This is a genomic window from Anaerobacillus arseniciselenatis (assembly GCF_001865995.1).
GTDB lineage: Bacteria > Bacillota > Bacilli > Bacillales > Anaerobacillaceae > Anaerobacillus > Anaerobacillus arseniciselenatis.
Window position 1 is genome coordinate 267,393 of the sequence record NZ_MLQQ01000001.1, and the last position, 17,296, is coordinate 284,688.

Annotated in this window: 16 protein-coding genes and 1 riboswitch; of the genes, 5 read left to right on the forward strand and 11 right to left on the reverse strand. The window is 36.5% G+C overall.

Annotated elements, in window-relative coordinates:
- Positions 1–39: 39 nt before the first annotated feature.
- Positions 40–915: a LysR family transcriptional regulator gene (locus tag BKP35_RS01385; RefSeq protein ID WP_071311601.1), complete on the reverse strand. Its 876-nt coding sequence runs from the start codon at positions 913–915 to the stop codon at positions 40–42.
- Positions 916–1,327: 412 nt separating this feature from the next.
- Here BKP35_RS01385 and BKP35_RS01390 point away from each other — a divergent pair, with 412 nt between their 5' ends.
- On the forward strand, positions 1,328–2,554 hold the full coding sequence (locus BKP35_RS01390; protein ID WP_071311602.1) for an MFS transporter: 1,227 nt from the start codon (positions 1,328–1,330) through the stop codon (positions 2,552–2,554).
- A gap of 42 nt (positions 2,555–2,596) precedes the next feature.
- On the opposite strand, the gene BKP35_RS01395 is transcribed toward BKP35_RS01390, so the two are convergent.
- The 7 genes from BKP35_RS01395 to BKP35_RS01420 all read right to left on the reverse strand — a co-directional run bounded on the left by BKP35_RS01395 (position 2,597) and on the right by BKP35_RS01420 (position 9,463).
- Positions 2,597–3,433: a TIGR03943 family putative permease subunit gene (locus BKP35_RS01395; RefSeq protein ID WP_071311603.1), complete on the reverse strand. Its 837-nt coding sequence runs from the start codon at positions 3,431–3,433 to the stop codon at positions 2,597–2,599.
- A gap of 41 nt (positions 3,434–3,474) precedes the next feature.
- Positions 3,475–4,470: a permease gene (locus BKP35_RS01400; protein ID WP_071311604.1), complete on the reverse strand. Its 996-nt coding sequence runs from the start codon at positions 4,468–4,470 to the stop codon at positions 3,475–3,477.
- An 86-nt stretch (positions 4,471–4,556) separates the two neighbouring features.
- Positions 4,557–5,282 (reverse strand): hypothetical protein, encoded by a 726-nt coding sequence (locus BKP35_RS01405; RefSeq protein ID WP_071311605.1) that lies wholly within the window; start codon positions 5,280–5,282, stop codon positions 4,557–4,559.
- Positions 5,283–5,435: 153 nt separating this feature from the next.
- The gene (locus BKP35_RS19295) at positions 5,436–5,603 is read right to left on the reverse strand and encodes a hypothetical protein (RefSeq protein ID WP_169819114.1); all 168 of its coding nucleotides are present in this window, start codon (positions 5,601–5,603) and stop codon (positions 5,436–5,438) included.
- 157 nt (positions 5,604–5,760) lie between these two features.
- On the reverse strand, positions 5,761–6,720 hold the full coding sequence (locus BKP35_RS01410) for an NAD(P)H-dependent flavin oxidoreductase (RefSeq protein WP_071312202.1): 960 nt from the start codon (positions 6,718–6,720) through the stop codon (positions 5,761–5,763).
- Between the two features lie 577 nt (positions 6,721–7,297).
- Entirely contained in the window at positions 7,298–8,212 is a 915-nt protein-coding gene (locus BKP35_RS01415; RefSeq protein WP_071311606.1) for a DUF4349 domain-containing protein, read from the reverse strand.
- 363 nt (positions 8,213–8,575) lie between these two features.
- On the reverse strand, positions 8,576–9,463 hold the full coding sequence (locus BKP35_RS01420; RefSeq protein WP_071312203.1) for a 5'-3' exonuclease: 888 nt from the start codon (positions 9,461–9,463) through the stop codon (positions 8,576–8,578).
- Between the two features lie 441 nt (positions 9,464–9,904).
- Between BKP35_RS01420 and BKP35_RS01425 the strand changes: the two genes are divergently transcribed.
- The 3 genes from BKP35_RS01425 (at position 9,905) to BKP35_RS01435 (ending at position 13,374) form a co-directional block, all read left to right on the forward strand.
- A complete protein-coding gene (locus BKP35_RS01425; RefSeq protein ID WP_071311607.1) occupies positions 9,905–11,131 on the forward strand; it encodes an MFS transporter in 1,227 nt (408 codons plus the stop codon).
- A gap of 351 nt (positions 11,132–11,482) precedes the next feature.
- Positions 11,483–11,561, forward strand: a riboswitch (glycine riboswitch).
- Positions 11,562–11,717: 156 nt separating this feature from the next.
- Positions 11,718–11,993 carry an ACT domain-containing protein gene (locus tag BKP35_RS01430; protein ID WP_071312204.1) on the forward strand — a complete coding sequence of 92 codons (276 nt, stop codon included), beginning with the start codon at positions 11,718–11,720 and terminating at the stop codon, positions 11,991–11,993.
- A 19-nt stretch (positions 11,994–12,012) separates the two neighbouring features.
- Complete coding sequence (locus BKP35_RS01435; protein WP_071311608.1) at positions 12,013–13,374, forward strand: PFL family protein; 1,362 nt, start codon at positions 12,013–12,015, stop codon at positions 13,372–13,374.
- 294 nt (positions 13,375–13,668) lie between these two features.
- On the opposite strand, the gene BKP35_RS01440 is transcribed toward BKP35_RS01435, so the two are convergent.
- Entirely contained in the window at positions 13,669–14,427 is a 759-nt protein-coding gene (locus BKP35_RS01440) for a PRC-barrel domain-containing protein (RefSeq protein WP_071311609.1), read from the reverse strand.
- A 28-nt stretch (positions 14,428–14,455) separates the two neighbouring features.
- On the reverse strand, positions 14,456–14,911 hold the full coding sequence (locus BKP35_RS01445) for a YtxH domain-containing protein (protein WP_071311610.1): 456 nt from the start codon (positions 14,909–14,911) through the stop codon (positions 14,456–14,458).
- A 257-nt stretch (positions 14,912–15,168) separates the two neighbouring features.
- Between BKP35_RS01445 and BKP35_RS01450 the strand changes: the two genes are divergently transcribed.
- Positions 15,169–15,429, forward strand: a complete 261-nt coding sequence (locus tag BKP35_RS01450) for a DUF2524 family protein (RefSeq protein ID WP_071311611.1) — start codon at positions 15,169–15,171, stop codon at positions 15,427–15,429.
- Positions 15,430–15,705: 276 nt separating this feature from the next.
- Here BKP35_RS01450 and BKP35_RS01455 read toward each other — a convergent pair whose 3' ends face one another.
- Positions 15,706–16,974, reverse strand: a complete 1,269-nt coding sequence (locus BKP35_RS01455; protein ID WP_071311612.1) for a DHH family phosphoesterase — start codon at positions 16,972–16,974, stop codon at positions 15,706–15,708.
- Positions 16,975–17,296: the final 322 nt, after the last annotated feature.

The window sequence follows — 17,296 nt, forward strand, 5'->3', positions numbered from 1 at the left end:
AATTATGAAATTCACTCAAGTACTATCAAAATCACCATCCTAATTCCACTTTTCATTTTCGACAAAATCTACAAAAGCTTTATTTGCTTTTGATAAATACGTCTTCTTCTTCCATGCTAAACCTAAAGAAAGGGTAATTGGTGGGACTAACGAAAGAGGTACTAAATCAGTGTCATCTTGAATGACCATTTTTAAAAATAGCGTTACCCCTAACCCTTTTCTCGTCAACGATTTCGTTAATGAAATTTGATTTGTTTCAAATGCAATCGTTGGTGTTAAACCCGATTCATGAATATGGTTGATTACAAGGTCTCTTTGAAAGTACCCTTCTTTAAAAAGGACGAGCGGTTCGTCTGCTAATTGTTCATATGTAATCTCAGTTTGTTTGGCTAATTGATGGGATTTCGGAACACATACGACCATTTCTTCTTCAATGATCGGTATAGCTTCTAAATCTGCGGTCATTTCTTCAAGAACAATGACCCCCATATCAATCTCATCGTTTTCAATGTGAGTTTGAATTTGCTTCGTTCCGTCCTCAACAATTGAAATGTTTAATTGCGGGTACGATTTTTTAAAAGCAACAATGATATTCGGAAAGTAAAAAGACCCCATCATTGAAGGTAACCCTAGCTTCACCTCCCCTCTTTCTAAGCCACGCAATTCTTCCATTTCTAAACGCGCTTCTTCTAATTGATCAAATACTTTTTCAACATGGATTAAAAAACGCTCGCCTTCAACAGTTAAACGAACTGCACGGTCATGACGATGAAACAACTTTACACCGATCTCATTTTCGAGCTTTTTAATTGCCATGCTCACTGCTGGTTGAGCAATAAACAATTTTTCCGATGCTTTCGTAAAACTTTTCAACTTTGCTGTTTCATAAAAACATTGCAGTTGACGGAGTTCCAACACCTTTCCCCCCAGTCGATTTTTATCTAACATTTTAACATAAATATTTTTTATGAACTTAATAAATATTATATATTTTATTTATCTTAAATGCGACGGTAAGATGAAATAGTAAGCAGTTCCAATACAAGGCACTCATGACGGTAAACTTTTTTGTGTGTAAATGTTGGACAGTTGGTTAGTTGGAAAGGAAATCACCAGCCTTTTACATCGTAAATGTTTAAGTTTATCATCATGCTGGTTTTGTACGAAAAAAGGCAGATGATTTCGTGAACGAGCCTCTGAGATTCACTAGAAGGTCAAAGCGAAGAGAAGGAAATCATCCGCCTTTTCATTATTAGATGGTGATCTCTCTTGCTTTAATTTGAAAGCATTAATAAATTAACTACATTTACATGAAGGATGGATAACGATGATTGAATTAAAGTCAAAAAATTTCTGGCGTGCCTCAATAGCACTTGGGTTAGCAGCTTTTATCGCCTTTAGTAACCTTTATTTTACACAACCACTACTTCCGATCATAAGTGAAGAGTTTTCGGTTTCACCTCTTACAGCGAGTTTGACAGTTTCTTTTGCCTTACTTACTGTTGCGGTCTTTTTCTTTTTATATAGCGCAGTGTCAGACGCCATTGGTCGTAAAAATGTGATGATTGTAGCGATGATTTTACTGTTTATTGTTACTTTTTCAATTGCCTTTGTACAAAGCTTTGAAGCTTTTTTACTGCTAAGAATTTTACAAGGGATTTTTATCGCCGGCATACCTACGGTTGCACTAGCTTATATCGGTGAAGAGTTTTCTCCACGGGCGTTAACTGTCGCAATTGGCATTTATATTAGCATGAACTCAATTGGAGGGATGGGCGGTCGTGTATTAAGTGGGATTTTCACAGATGTTTATGATTGGAGAATTGCTTTTATCGCGATTGGTTTTGTAAGTTTAATATTTTTTCTATTTTTCCTTAAGCTTTTACCACCGTCGGATCATTTTCAGCCAAGAAAATTTGATCGACATAAGGCGGTTCAAGATTATCTGGCCCATCTAAAAAACAGAAAGCTACGCCTAGCCTTTTTTGTCGGTGGATTACACTTTTTTATCTTTGTGGGGCTTTATAATTATGTCACCTACTTACTAACCGCACCACCGTTCTCGTTACCGACGGTAATTATTGGCTTCTTATTTTTAACATACTTATCAGGGACAGTTAGTTCCACACTAGCTGGAAAAGCAATTACGGTATGGTCTCAATCATTAACGATCGCTATCGGTATTTCGCTTATGGTTATCGCAACATTGCTGATGCTAGTGAACAACCTCATTACTATTATTGTTGGCTTGCTCATATTAAGTTTTGGATTCTTCTTTGCGCATTCAACACTGAATGCTTGGGTTAGTAAACGAGCGAAGTTTGCCAAAGCTTCCGCATCTGGACTTTACTTCACTTCGTATTATGTAGGCGGCAGTCTTGGGAGCTTTTATTTAGGTTTCTTTTGGCATTACTGGGGCTGGTCTGGAGTCATTGTCGGAACGTTACTCATATTAAGCTTAACCTCATTTTTATTATTGCAAATGAGTCTGATTGAAAGGCGAGAAAATACGAAACAAAAGAGCAGATATCAACTTTTAAGAGCCACTAATTAATTGGGTGTCTAACGGTATCACTTTCTTTTAGGACACCCCTTCTCAGTTGGCTTTAGACTTTTTTTTCTGTGGTGGATAAACGTATGGCTCTTCCGGCTTTTCGGTCAATTTCCAATGAGTTACTTTAATCAACGGGAGCTTTTTATCATTATGATTCGCAACATTAACCGTTCCTAACAATTTAACCCAGCTATTATCCGGAAACGTAACACCGTCCTTAAATTCACTTAAAATACCGATCACCGTAGCATCAGCGACACAGTGAGTAATTAAAAAACGACCAACGACATATTCATTTTCCTTTAATTGCTCACCTTTTAAAATAAACCCTTCTAAAAAAATTTGTTTATTTTTAAATATTTCTGGGTTTTGAAAAAGAACATCACTATAAGAGGAAAAATTTTCTTTTGACATAACTATCGGTGACTCTGCAAGCATTTTTTCAATCAATTCTTCTTGTAAAGCAGTTCTAGGGGGCTCCTCCCCTTGACCACAATCGCCACTCTCCTTCTCGTTTCCTTTCGATTGAAAAAGGATCCCTCGTTTTTCTGCAAAATTAGCATCTAATTCTTTTGGGGCTAATAATAAACCTGTAATCAACGGTAATGACACTAGTAAATATACAAAAAGTTGTCCAAATGAAAACTGTTTTTCATGTTGCTCATGATACGCGCAGTCAATATTGTCACTGTTTTCCCATACTCGTTTCACTTGAATAAAAAACATAACCAGTAGAATAATAGAAGCGATTTGGGTAAAAATAATAAACTTCGGATTAACATATTTTAATATTTCACCACTATAGTGAAGTTTAAATAAAAATGCAGTAAAGCCTAATAGAAGCAACGCTTTTATGGCATGTTGAATTGAAAAGTTCACTATTACTTTCCCCCAGCCTCTTTTTTACATGTAAATCTTTATCAAGCTATTAACAATACAATAGCAAACACTGTAACCGTTATTAAAAACATTAATGTGATCACAAAACGAAATTTAAATGCACCCATGAGCATAAACGTATTCTTCAAATCTAGCATTGGTCCATACACTAAAAACGCTAAAATAGGTGTTGTTGTCGGGAAGAGGTGGCGAAACGATGCCGCGATAAAAGCATCTGCTTCTGAACATAAACTTAATACGTATGCCAGTCCCATCATGATAAGCGTTGAAGTAACGAGATCCTCCGTAATTCCGAGCAGTGAACCTGTTGATACATATGTTTGAACGAACGCTGCTAATAGAGCCCCCATCACTAAAAATTTAGCAACTCCGAAAAACTCATCGATCGAATGGCGACAAGCTTCTTTGATTCTATTAGTTAAAGGTGCACGGTTCATTTCTTTAGATACAGGTATGTCAGTGACCTTTTTTCTTACTTGTCCATGTTTAAAAAAGAAACTAATAACAATTGCTACAATCATTGCGACAATAAAACCGATCAACATGCGTAATAAGGCTATTTTACCATCATTACCAAAAGCCATATACGTTGAGCCGATAACAACTGGATTTATAAGCGGACTTGTCAATAGAAAGCCTACCCCTGCGTATATAGGAACCCCCTTAGCGACTAAACGACGCACAATCGGAACAATACCACATTCACAGGCGGGAAACATTACCCCAATGACACAGCTAGACGTCACTGCTAAAAAGGGGTTTTTCGGGATAAGGCGACGTATATGATCTTCAGTAATAAAAACTTGGATAGCTCCTGAAACAAATACACCTATTAAAACAAACGGAAGTGCTTCTATTAAAATACTTACAAAAACTGTATTATAGATTAATATTGAATCAGGTATTAATAATGTCTTTCCCGACATTTTCAAACTCATATAAAAAAGATATCCAATGATAAAGAAAATCACCGTCGCCGTTATTTCCGTTAAATAACTTTCTGCTCTTTTCAGCATACCGTCCTCCACATATTTCGTTTGTTGCTAATATATATGTGGACAAAGCTGCTACCATGAGTTTTTATTTAAAGTAACTCACGCAACTAATCCGAAAACAGGACGATATTAACATCTCCACCTGAAAGCTTTCCGACTTCTTCAAAAATGCGTTTGGCAGTATTTAAATCAATACCTTCATCTTCAAAAAGAAACGAATTATTGGTAGCATATTCAAATGCTTCTGCTTCACGTATCGTATTTTTATCAAAATAAGAAAGGTCGTTGCCATAATCAAACTTCGTTGCGTATGGTTTTAAGTAACCAAATTGTTGAATATACTCAACAGCTTTAATTCGTTTACATGCGTAAGGAAATCGAAATTTAGCTAAAAATTGTTTTTTAGCTGCATCGTTCTCAACTAATATATTTAAATCATGATTAGGCTTAAGATTTGTTGCTTTGTACGATGCTTTATGTCGATAATGATGAAATTCTTTAATTCCTAACATATGAAGAATATTTAACGTTTCAATCATTTTCCCGTTTGTGTTTAACCAAACTTCGTTTAAGGTGTCATCTCTCAAGATAAACGTGAAGTTATGCTGTTTGATAAGCTTTCGGTAAGAGTTCTTTATACTTGCATCAAATTCTTTTCGACTATAAAAGACCCTTCGATGGAGGTGTCCACTTCTTTCAATAACTTCGATATAAGGTGTTTTATCTATATAATACAGCTCAAATTCACGAATATCAGAGATAAATGGCAAAATTGATTTTACATATTCCTCAACCTGTTCGGGATCTTCACTGTAATATGCAAAGCGATTCAATGTATCTCCCCCTCACATTCCTTTGTTACAAAATATGCAGGAATGTAAGGATAGAGAACATTTGAAAATAAATTGAAAAACAATTACAATTTGTTGGCTTGTTTTGTGACTAGCAAATAAAGAAGCGTAACTTGTTAATTCACACCTAACATTTTATTTTTTAGCGTTTTCCCTTACTTTTCGAATAAATTGTTCGGCATTAATCTCACCGCTCAATTTTTCACGCATCAAATCCATGTACACTTCACTAATCTCAACTCCTGAAGACCTTAATGACGCTTGTAAACCTTTTAAGCCTTTGTCAATTTGTTGTCGATCCATATAAACCACTCCAATACTTTTAATAGGTTGGCTCTAGCACAAATGTAGTGAAAGCTTTCTTCCCTTTTATATAAGCATTGACATATATTGATACAAAAATAAGGGGCTGTCCCCAAAGTGTTAGACACTTTGTTTTGGGCAGCCCCTTATTTTTAATTTAAGAAATACTTTCATTCGTTTTAATTGGTTCTACCGATAAGCTACGGTTACATGAATCGACTATATCGTTAATAATTTGTTGTACAGGAAGAATTTCTTTAATTTCAGGAACTCTTGATCCCGCAAACACAATTCCATTTTCGACATTCCCTTTTACAGCTTGAACAAGAGAATCTAACGTACAAAATTGGTAATTACATTGTTTAAGACACGAATGACATTTTTCAATTTTTATTTTCTCTAAGTTGTTTACTTTTTCAACAAAGCTATTTTTAATCGCTCTTCCGTGAAGACCTACTGTTGTTTTTACTAAAACAGTATCTCCTTCTTCAGCTTGTAAATATTTTTGTTTATATGCATCTGGCGCATCACATTCGACACTAGCAACAAAGCGAGTACCCATTTGTACACCACTTGCTCCCATTTTAAGGACTTTAGCCACGTCTTCACCAGTCAATATACCACCTGCAGCTATTACTGGAATATCTACAGCATCAATAACTTCAGGCAAAATATCAAAAAGTGGACGATCCGTTCCTAAGTGGCCACCTGCTTCAAATCCTTCTACAACAACAGCTGCAGCTCCGAGTTTTTGTGAAATTCTCGCTAATTTACCTGAAGATACGATTGAGATAACTGGCACACCGTATTCTTTCCCCCACTGATACATGTCACGGGAAATACCTGCACCTGAAATGATAAAATCAACTTTTTCTTCCATCGCAGCTTTTATCGTATTTTGAAAATCTGTCATCGCAAATAAAACATTAACGCCTATATATCCTTCGCCATTCGTCAGTTCGCGTGCTTTGCGAATTTCGGCTTTCATTTCCTCTATCGGAATACCTGTTCCTGAAATAATACCAATTCCGCCAGCGTTGGCAACAGCCGAAGCTAGTCCACTTAACGAAATAGCAACTCCCATACCTCCTTGCATAATTGGTACCTTTGGTGTCATATGAGCAATTTTTAACTGTGGAATATTCAACAGAGCTCCCCCTCATTTATAAGTTCAATTAAACATAAGATATATGGATAATTATTACCTAGTAATAATTTCAGACTGCCGACAAACGCTCGCATACTTCGTTGTTCACCCTTGAGTCCATACTCATTACCCTCTATGGTAACTCCGCTTTCCTTAAAGGTTCACGCCTCGTCTGACAAGCGTTTTCATTCAGTCTGTATATACTTTAGCTACTAACTGTAATTATTACCAGATAGTAATATGATCTTACCTATGTTGTTAATAAAATCGTACCAATTTGTGAGGTCAAATGCAATGTTTTATTACCTAGTAATAAGAAGTGGTGACAAATGTCATGTATTATAAATGAATTTTTTCAAATTAATGAATTTTTTTCCGCCCCTTTTTCATTCTAGCTCGCGCTTCATAAAAAGCGATCATGCATTTTTTTAACAACAAAATTTCATTATATTTTTTACCGAAAAGTTCAAATACTTCTCTTTGAACAAAAAATCAGGGCTGTCCCATAAGTGTCTGACACTTTCTTTTTGGACAGCCCTAATTTCATTTATCCTTCATAAGGAGGTTGAGCATTCCCTTTTTTTCTAACAAAATAAGTGATCAAGAGTGCTACTAATGCTAAAGGCACAATAATTGGACTTCGACCAATCAAGAAAATGATGACATTTGAAAAAAATGAGATAACCCCATTAATGCTATCTATAAACAATCCTTTAGCTTTTCCCCATGTGTTTAACGCCTCACTATCTTGAATAGTAGCGACATTTACAAGGTTTTCAGACATATGGATAGTCACAGTAGAATAATTAACATTCGTTTCTAAGTAATTCATTCTACCAAGGGTTTGCTCAATTTCTTCTTGTACTCTTGATAAGTCGCTAGAAATCTTTAATAAATCTTCAGTTCTTTCTGCTTCCTTCATAAACCCAAGTAACCTTTCTTCAACGACACGTTTTGATTTCAAACGTGATTCTAGATCAATATACTCCTCCGTTACATCATTCCCATGAACACGACGCTCATTTACTTTGATGCTATTTGATTCCACTTCATTAATAAAACTATGAAAATTTTGTTGTGGTACTTTTACAACTAAGTTCCCACTAATTCGATCTTCACCACTAAAATAAATACTTGATTCAACAATATAACCACCCGTGTTATTAACTTTTTCTTGAATTTCAGCTTCAACTTTATGATAATCCTTTACTTCAATTGAAAGATTTGCGTTATAGATCATCATTCGTTCTGTTGAGTTAAAACTTTGTGCTTTAGGTATTTCAGCAGAAGAATTACTAAAGCCACTTCGACCACTCGCGTCATCATAATCCATAGCAGCCTCTTCCGTAGCCATGTATTGTCCATCATCTTTAGCAAATTCGGTACCACTACTACATCCAGTAATAAGCAAGAAAATTAGTAACATTAAACTTGTTATGAAATATTTCCAATTGGTTCTCATATCATCGACCTCCACTTTCCATTTTATGTATAGACGAGAGAAAGAATAAGAAAGTTACAAATAAATTCAAAACAGTAATGACGAAAAACATTACTATCTAACATGGAAAAGGCGGGTGCTTTCACTCACTTCACCTTGACCTTCTATCGAAGCTCAGACGGTCGTTCGCAAAAACACCCACCTTTTTCCATACAAAACCCTCATATATGTCGTCATTCCTGACGCCACCATCTAACCTAAAATGTCACGGGAAGGTCCTAACCACTAACCAACAAACCAACTATCAAACTAACCATAAAAATCCCCACTATCTAAGCTTTTCCAGACAGTAGGGATTGGTATGATAATTCCGACTTATTTACTTTACACTAACGGTTCGACATTTACTTTTAATCCTTCAATAAAAGAACCATCTTTAAGGAGACGTTCAAATTCTAGTTCCTGTAACATCGCAATAATTTTTTCTTCTTCCATATTACGAATGCATTTGTCTAGTTCAATCTCGACAGGGACTTCACAATGAATCTCAGCAAGTTTTCGCGATAAATGGAGCATGTCTAATTCTGTCTCGATTTTATTTCTAATTCCTTTTGAAAGGTTTGGTAAGTTTTCTAGTATCCCAGCAATTGATTCGTACTGTGTCAACAACTTAATCGCTGTTTTTTCACCAACACCTTTTACACCAGGGAAATTATCACTTGGATCACCCATTAAACCTTTTAAATCGATAAATTGCGCTGGTGTTAACCCTTTTTCTTCTAGTAATTTTTCAGGTGTGTACACTTCGTAGTTGGACATTCCTTTTTTCATAATAATCGGCTGAACCGCTTCGGTTACAAGTTGCAAAGTGTCACGGTCGCCAGTTAAAATTTGAATTTGTAACTGATCACTATATTTTTTAGCAATAGTGCCAATACAATCATCAGCCTCATAGCCCTCAACACCGATATTTGGAATATTAAAACTATCAACTACTTTTTTTACTAGATCAAATTGCGGAATCAACTCTTCAGGTGGCTCGCCACGGTTTGCTTTATACGCAGGGAAAAGTTCATTACGGAACGTTTTTGCCCCCATATCCCAGCAACAAAGTACATGAGTTGGTTGAAATGTTCGAATCGCGTCTTGCATATATTTCACGAAGCCATAAATCGCATTCGTCGGAACACCTTTACTCGTTTTCATAATATAACCGCTATATGAAGTGGCGTAAAATCCTCGGAAGAGCAAGGCCATGCCATCAATAATCATTAACGAATCTTTATTAGACAAAATATCATCTCCTGATTGTTAGTTAATCGTTCTAGATATAATTTTATAACTTTGAAAAACTCATAAGTTTAATCATATCAAAAAATGTCGTAGATTAATAGTTTTTATCTTATCATCTGCCTTTTTCATATAAAACCAGCATGACGATTACCCGTCACCGTCTAAGGTGAAAAGGCGGACACTTTCCTTCACTTCGCTTTGACCTTCTTACGAATCTCAGAGGCTCGTTCACGAAAGTGTCTGCCTTTTTTCATACAAAACCAACATGACGGGCACCCCTCACCAGCTAATATAGAATAGTCAGGCCGAGGCCCTTCCTAACCAACAAACTACTAACCAACAAACCAACTTTTCCATACAAATATTTTCCACAAAGTGCTAAGATTAATCTAGAAGATTTATTATGAAGGAGAACAAATCATGCAACTACAAAAACAACTATCAAAAACAGCACCTGAACAAAAGACAATGTATAACATTTTGTTAATCATTGGCTTTGTGCATTTATTAAATGATGCGATCCAAGCCGTCGTTCCGGCGATGTTTCCAATTTTACAACAATCCATGGGGCTAACATTTACACAGTTAGGTATTATTGCCTTTGCTTTAAATTTCACTTCTTCTTTAATCCAACCTCTTGTTGGTTTATATACGGATAAGAAACCATCCCCATATGCGTTACCAATCGGCTTATGCTTCACGTTTATTGGTGTATTAGGTTTAGCGTTGGCGCCATCGTTTTGGCTTGTTGTTATGTCGGTCATCTTAATTGGACTAGGTTCAGCTACGTTCCATCCTGAAGGCTCTCGTGTTGCTTATATGGCTGCAGGGAACCGGCGTGGGTTTGCACAATCGATTTACCAAGTCGGCGGTAATGCCGGACAAGCATTAGCTCCGATCATCACCGCACTCATTTTAGTTCCTTTAGGGCAATTTGGGGCAATCTGGTTTACACTTGTTGCAGCTCTTGCTATCGGCCTATTATTTTATATCGCAAGGTGGTATTCAGAACAAGTCGCAATAATCGCTAAAACAAAACTAGCAAAGAAAACGACTACTAAGCAAAGTTCACAAACTCGTAAACTTGTTATTTTTGCGATTACGTTACTAGTTTTCTTAGTATTTGCACGGTCTTGGTTCCACGCTGGTATTACGAACTTTTATGCATTTTACATAATTGAACAATTCAGCTTAACGATTCAACAGTCGCAAATATATATCTTTATATTTTTAGCAGCGGGAGCGATTGGCACATTTGCTGGAGGTCCTCTAGCTGATCGTTACGGAAAACGTAATATGCTGTTAATCTCGATGCTAGGGTCTGCTCCTCTTGCCCTTTATTTACCACATGCTGGGCAAGCAATGTCCTATGTACTTTTAGGTGCCATCGGCTTTATTATTTTATCAAGCTTTTCTGTTTCTGTCGTATATGCACAAGAATTAGTGCCTGGAAAAATCGGGATGGTCTCAGGCTTAATTGTCGGACTTGCCTTTGGAATGGGTGCTTTAGGTTCTGTCGCCTTAGGGATCCTTGCTGATTTATTCGGATTAACAAACACAATGCTTTTCGTTGTTTCATTACCCCTCCTAGGTTTATTAACGTTTTTCTTACCTAACGATCAAAAGTTACGAGAAATCAATTCATAAGAGCATTACTTTTAATATCGCATTGGAATAGAGTATTATTTCTTATAAAAGAAAAAAATCTAAATCCTTGTCTAATTTTTAAACATTCGACAAATACTGAAAATTTATCTTGACTATTATTTTTAAAGTTGGTACTATCTTCTTAATTATTTTTTCTACAATCAAGTGAATTTCATAATTACCAAAAAAGAGTCACATCAAACAATATATAGTTGCAAAGTGTTTTGGTGCACCTATACATTGATCTTAGTGACGGGAATATTGAATTATGAAATTCATTAAATCGTATCAACTTTTAAATTCTAATAGTGTAAAAAGCACGCGATGAATACTATGGATAAAACTATAGTAGGAGCAGCTTCTGGAGAGTCCGCAACTTCTGCGGCGCCGAAGGATTCACAATCTCAGGCAAAAGGACAGAAGAGTAACTAATACATATTTTTGTACGTTATTCTATGGCCTGTGAGATTGGTTTAACCCCAATCTCTTTTTATTATTCTTTAACTTTAATTATTTACAGGGGTAAACCACTAAAATGGCACTATACCCCAAAAAGCTTGCTTTAAAATTTAATGAGGTGATGAAAATGGAAAAAAAACGTGCAGTTGTTAGTGTTATTGGGAAAGATCAAGTCGGAATTATCGCAAAGGTAACAAACGTATTAGCGGATAATCAAGTAAACGTTCTCGATATTAGTCAAACGATTCTCCAAGACTTTTTTACAATGATGATGCTTGTCGATGTCTCAGAAATTGAAAGTCTTGAGAAGTTACAGGAACAGTTCGATCCGATCAACGAAGATATGGGTTTAAAAATTAATATTCAGCTTGAAGATTTATTTAAAGCGATGCATCGTGTATAGAAACTAGGAGGAATGAATGATGAATATAGCACTTTCGGAAATGCAAGAAACGATTAGAATGGTACAAATGGAAAGCCTCGACATCCGCACTGTAACGATGGGGATTAGCCTCCGTGATTGTGCTGATTCAGACTTTGAAAAAATGAATAAGCGTGTATACGAAAAAATCACATCGTATGCAAAAAATTTAACGTCAGTTGCTGAAACCGCTGAAAAAGAATTTGGAATCCCAATCATTAATAAACGAATTTCTATAACACCGATCGCTGAAATTTTAGGTGATGCTACGAAAGAACAAGCGATAGAGCTTGCGAAAACACTTGATAAAGCTGCTAAAAAGCTCGGGGTTGACTTTATTGGCGGCTACTCTGCTTTAGTTCATAAAGGAATTTCTAAAGGTGAGCAAACATTACTTGATGCATTACCTGAAGCTTTAAGTGTAACGGAACGTGTTTGTTCTTCGATCTCCGTTGCCACAACGAGAACAGGAATTAATATGGATGCTGTTCAACAAATGGGGCTCATCATAAAAGAAGCAGCCGAACGAACAAAGGATGCAAATGGAATTGCCTGTGCAAAACTCGTTGTGTTTTGTAATCCTGTTGAAGATAATCCATTTATGGCAGGTGCGTTTCACGGAGCTGGTGAAGGTGAAGTCGTTTTAAATGTTGGCGTTAGTGGCCCAGGTGTTGTTCTCAATGCATTACGCCGTTATCCAGATGTTGATCTCGGTGTTGTTTCAGAAGTTATTAAAAAAACCGCCTTTAAAATCACTCGAGCTGGTGAATTAATTGGTCGTGTTGTCGCAGAACGTTTAAACGTACCTTTCGGGATTATGGATTTATCACTTGCCCCTACAAACGCTGTTAACGATAGTGTTGCAGAAATACTAGAAGAAATTGGCTTAGAAAGAGTCGGAACACACGGAACGATTGCAGCGCTAGCTTTAATGAATGATGCCGTTAAAAAAGGTGGAGCAATGGCTAGCTCATACGTTGGTGGGTTGAGCGGTGCTTTTATTCCAGTAAGTGAAGATAACGGGATGATTCGCGGTATTGAAGAAGGCGCACTTACATTGTCTAAACTTGAAGCGATGACTTGTGTTTGTTCCGTAGGTCTTGATATGATCGCTGTTACTGGCGATGTATCACCCGCTTCCTTATCTGCGATGATTGCAGATGAAGCAGCGATCGGGATGATTAATAAAAAAACAACAGCTGTCCGTGTCATTCCTGTCCCTGGTAAAAAAGAAGGTGAAATGGTGGAGTTTGGCGGTTTACTGGGAAGAGCTCCAGTCATGGGAGTCAATCCTTTCAGTTCTGAAAAACTTATTAAGCGCGGCGGAAGAATTCCTGCACCACTACAAGCATTGATTAATTAAGTGGCTGTTCCCTCGAAAAACTTGCACAATAAAACATTATAGGACATTACTTTTAAAAAAATTGTAAAAGTACGTGTTCAAAAAGGAGGATAACCAGAGCCGAGAAGGTCGAGGCGGTGAAGCTTCGAGCAGCAGAATGTATGCTATTAATTAATACATGAGCAATGTTTGCGTGCGACGAGTAACCGCAGAAGCAGCGCAGAAGCGAGCCAACGAAGAGATTCGCAAGCTTGTGTTACCGGACTTTTTGAACATCATCTAAAAGGCGAGGGGATAGCCCCTCACCTTCAAAAATTAATACCAGAACCACGGTCTATCTTTATCGTACTTTGTAAATATTTCATCTTCAAATTCTTTTGAAATACTTTGATTCGGATCATATTCAGGACCGTTTTTAATGGTATCTCTTGATAAGTCAATACGAACGACCTTATCTACCCAACTAATATAGTTAATCCAATGTGGTGAAACTAAAACATGTTTTCCTGGCCACCAATTTTTCGTATCGACTACTAAATAGCGAACATTCCATGTCTCATCATTGATGACAAAGTTCTCTACGTGACCAATATCTCCGTCTTTTGCTTCAATTCCATAACCAGAAATCGCTTTAAAACTTCGTAAATTTGAGCTTTCTGGATCCTCGACTTCACCAACGATTTCATCATTCTCAACTGGTACCCTCGCTAATTCGGTCGGATAAAAATATGACCCCCAAGTCCTTTCACCACTCCAATAAGGCCTGAGCCCAAAATATTTATTATATTCGATTTCATACTTTTTAGAAACTGGAAAATCTGCCTCAATAGAAGGACTATTTTTAATCATTTCTTTTGTTAATGATAACGCCACATTGCCATTAACAAAATCAAAGTCGTTAATCGACATTGGTGATATTAACACTTTCCTCCCAGGTAACCACTTCATCGTGTCAACAACTAAATAGCGTACCGTCCAATACTTGTCATCAATTAAAAGGTCGTGTACCGTCCCGATGGAACCATCTGTCGCTAAAATATCATAGCTACTCAACTCTTTCATATTGTGTAACATTGTAACACTCCTTAAAATGTTGAATAATTTATGAAATCTTTTTTACTACAGCCTCTAATTCCTTATTTAGTTCTTTTTGAACATCTTTCATTTCACTTTTAACAACTCTCCCTATTTCCTTTCCGGACTCAAACTCTTCTTTCATTATACTTTTCACTAATTTTCTAATTTCTTTTGCACTAATCTCATCTTTTTGTTGAATTTCTTCAAGTGTTTTTTTCGCTTCATTTAAAAGATGGTTACCTTCTTCCACTACCTTTTTTGAAATATCTGCAGATCGCTCATCTAAAGTTTTTGAAAAAGCATCAAATTTTTCTTTTAATAAACTTGCTGCTTCCTCAGCATTCTTTTTACTATTTTCATATTGTTCATTTAAATCATCACGCAGCTCTGGCCCAGATTTTGGTGTCGTAAGTACAGCAACTGTCGCTCCTACTACACCACCAATCACAGTTCCTAAAATTAACCCTTTTTGTTTATCCATTTTGAACTCTCCTTGTAAAGTTATAGTATTTGTTATGCTTGTCCGATTTTGTTTCCTATCTTTACACGAAAGTAAATCTCCCCTTTATAAATAAATTAATTTAAGTTCGCTTAATCTTTTTACTTATATTCAATCAATACCCACTTGTACTAGTTTAAAACATACCCGAGGTATTACGGATCGACGACATCCTGCATAAAAGATAAAATTAAAACAAATAATTAGAAAGTGAAATGAGTGAAACGGAGGCGGGATCCATGCTACAAAAAGATCAAGTTGATGAATATTTACATAAAGCACAAGATGCGATTGATAGTGCTCATAAAGAATTGTTAGATGTGAAGTTAATTCAACAAAATGACCCGACTGAATATCCTTTTATTATGAATCAGATCATGGAGCTTGATGAGGAAATTAATGATTTATTGACAGATGCATCTCCAGAACAACGTGAGCAGCTAGAAGAAGCCCAGCAGCAATTACAAGAAACAAAATCAATAATGATCAAAGGAATATGATAAAGTAAATCCGTAAATAGCGGATATTTCATATAAAACGTAACCATCTCCTATATAAAAGAACGAGCGATTTCCTTCTCTTCGCTTTAAACTTCTATTGAATTTTAGAGGCTCGTTCAGGAAATCACTCGCTCTTTTTTCATACAAAGGGACTGTCCCATAAGTGTCTGACACCATGTAGAACTTCTAAATATGGACGTATTAATTTATTATCCGTCTATATTTGGTGCCTAACGGTGTCTGACACTTTCTTTTGGGACAGTCCCTTTGTTATTTCTAATGATGAAGTTGATCGGCTTCATTTTCATTAGTAACGTTCATATACGGCTTTACGTCTTCATCTAATTCTTCCGTTAATTTCAATTGCCTATACTCGATGGCATTTTCCATAAGGAAGCGAATAAAGAATTCATCTCGTACGAGCCACGCTGAATGATAGCGTTTAACGTAGTTTTCTGCTTCTTTAAAGGTGGAAAACTCCTCTTCGATTAATGACCCGTTCCATTCAACTAGCCAGTTTTTCTGATCTGCTGCGTAAATAAAAAATTGATCATCACCGCGGTTTTCATAAAGGGAGCCATGTGGCGCTTCCTTTAAATTGTATTGGTTTCGAAACGCATCAGCGCGCATCGGCTCTATTTTAAAAGGTTCTGCAACGAACGCTTCATAAGCATCAGGTGTAAGCGAGCACCCTGCAGCTTTCGCATGTCCTCCACCGCCATAATTTCCTGCAACATCTGATACATCAATGTGATCATGAATCGTTCGAAGGCTCATTCTTTTGCCACCGACACTAACAATCGCTATATAATCAAGGTGAGGATTGTCTTTTCCCAGTTCATTTCCTAGCTCTGAATGATACGATTCCGCATGAACAATTCCCGTACAAAAGTCATCAATAAACGTTTGTACGATTTCACGCTTTTTTCTACGAAGATAACGTTGAATTTTGTCTTCTTCAAGCTCTAGTATCTTTTCTTCAAACTCGTCAAAACGAAACGCCTCATTCTTCTTTAGCCTTTCGACCATCCGTTCCTCAAATTCATCAATAGAAAGCATAAAAAATAAATCATTTAACTGCTTTGCTTCTTTATTATCGTTTTTATCCCACTCCCACGTATCATATTGTCGAACTAGCTCAACAAAATAATCGAGGGGTTCCGTCGCTGTAATTAATCCTTCATTTTTTAGGTATTCATAAAAAAGACTAGTTGCTGATGCTAAACGGCCGTCTTCATATTCAACTTGTACATCCGCCCAGCTATAGTTGTTAAAATGAAGAGCGGTTTTATGGTGGTCAATTAACTGGACTTGACCACCTTTACTGACATAATCATCTAGACCTTTTTCATTTTTTTCATTAACAGAAAGATCGGTGATAAAAACAAAGTCACCTTTTTTCGGCTTTTCAAGAAACCGTGTAACTTGAAAATCTAAACCCATTAAAGAGTTGTAGCGGATCTCTACATTACCATTAAACGCTAGTTTAGCGACAATCCCACACCCAACCCCGTCTAAATCATTATGCGTATATAACCGATACATATTTTCCACTCCTCTATATTAAATCCGCAGTAATTATGTACGTAGCCCGATTGGCACTTTTTTAGTATGTACTAATCAATGCAACCTAATTAGGAGGATTTTAAAGGCAAATATCTTACAAAACATTAATGACAGGTCCCGTCACCATCTAGAAATGTAAATGCCGGCCGAGTTCTCTCGCTTCGCTTTAAACCTCTAACAAAATTTAGAGGCTCACTCGAGAACTCGACCGGACTTTTTTTCATAAAAATTAGCATCACGATGCATGTGAACATCTGGTAAATTTTTGATTAATTTAATGAATTTCATAATTCATTATTTT

What these genes read in the sequence shown, in the direction of transcription:
- BKP35_RS01390 (WP_071311602.1), top strand. Translation starts at nt 1,328, where the DNA reads ATGATTGAATTAAAGTCAAAAAATTTCTGGCGTGCCTCAATAGCACTT.
- BKP35_RS01400 (WP_071311604.1), bottom strand. Translation starts at nt 4,470, where the DNA reads ATGCTGAAAAGAGCAGAAAGTTATTTAACGGAAATAACGGCGACGGTG.
- BKP35_RS19295 (WP_169819114.1), bottom strand. Translation starts at nt 5,603, where the DNA reads ATGGATCGACAACAAATTGACAAAGGCTTAAAAGGTTTACAAGCGTCA.
- BKP35_RS01410 (WP_071312202.1), bottom strand. Translation starts at nt 6,720, where the DNA reads ATGACACCAAAGGTACCAATTATGCAAGGAGGTATGGGAGTTGCTATT.
- BKP35_RS01415 (WP_071311606.1), bottom strand. Translation starts at nt 8,212, where the DNA reads ATGAGAACCAATTGGAAATATTTCATAACAAGTTTAATGTTACTAATT.
- BKP35_RS01420 (WP_071312203.1), bottom strand. Translation starts at nt 9,463, where the DNA reads ATGATTATTGATGGCATGGCCTTGCTCTTCCGAGGATTTTACGCCACT.
- BKP35_RS01425 (WP_071311607.1), top strand. Translation starts at nt 9,905, where the DNA reads ATGCAACTACAAAAACAACTATCAAAAACAGCACCTGAACAAAAGACA.
- BKP35_RS01430 (WP_071312204.1), top strand. Translation starts at nt 11,718, where the DNA reads ATGGAAAAAAAACGTGCAGTTGTTAGTGTTATTGGGAAAGATCAAGTC.
- BKP35_RS01435 (WP_071311608.1), top strand. Translation starts at nt 12,013, where the DNA reads ATGAATATAGCACTTTCGGAAATGCAAGAAACGATTAGAATGGTACAA.
- BKP35_RS01440 (WP_071311609.1), bottom strand. Translation starts at nt 14,427, where the DNA reads ATGTTACACAATATGAAAGAGTTGAGTAGCTATGATATTTTAGCGACA.
- BKP35_RS01445 (WP_071311610.1), bottom strand. Translation starts at nt 14,911, where the DNA reads ATGGATAAACAAAAAGGGTTAATTTTAGGAACTGTGATTGGTGGTGTA.
- BKP35_RS01450 (WP_071311611.1), top strand. Translation starts at nt 15,169, where the DNA reads ATGCTACAAAAAGATCAAGTTGATGAATATTTACATAAAGCACAAGAT.
- BKP35_RS01455 (WP_071311612.1), bottom strand. Translation starts at nt 16,974, where the DNA reads ATGTATCGGTTATATACGCATAATGATTTAGACGGGGTTGGGTGTGGG.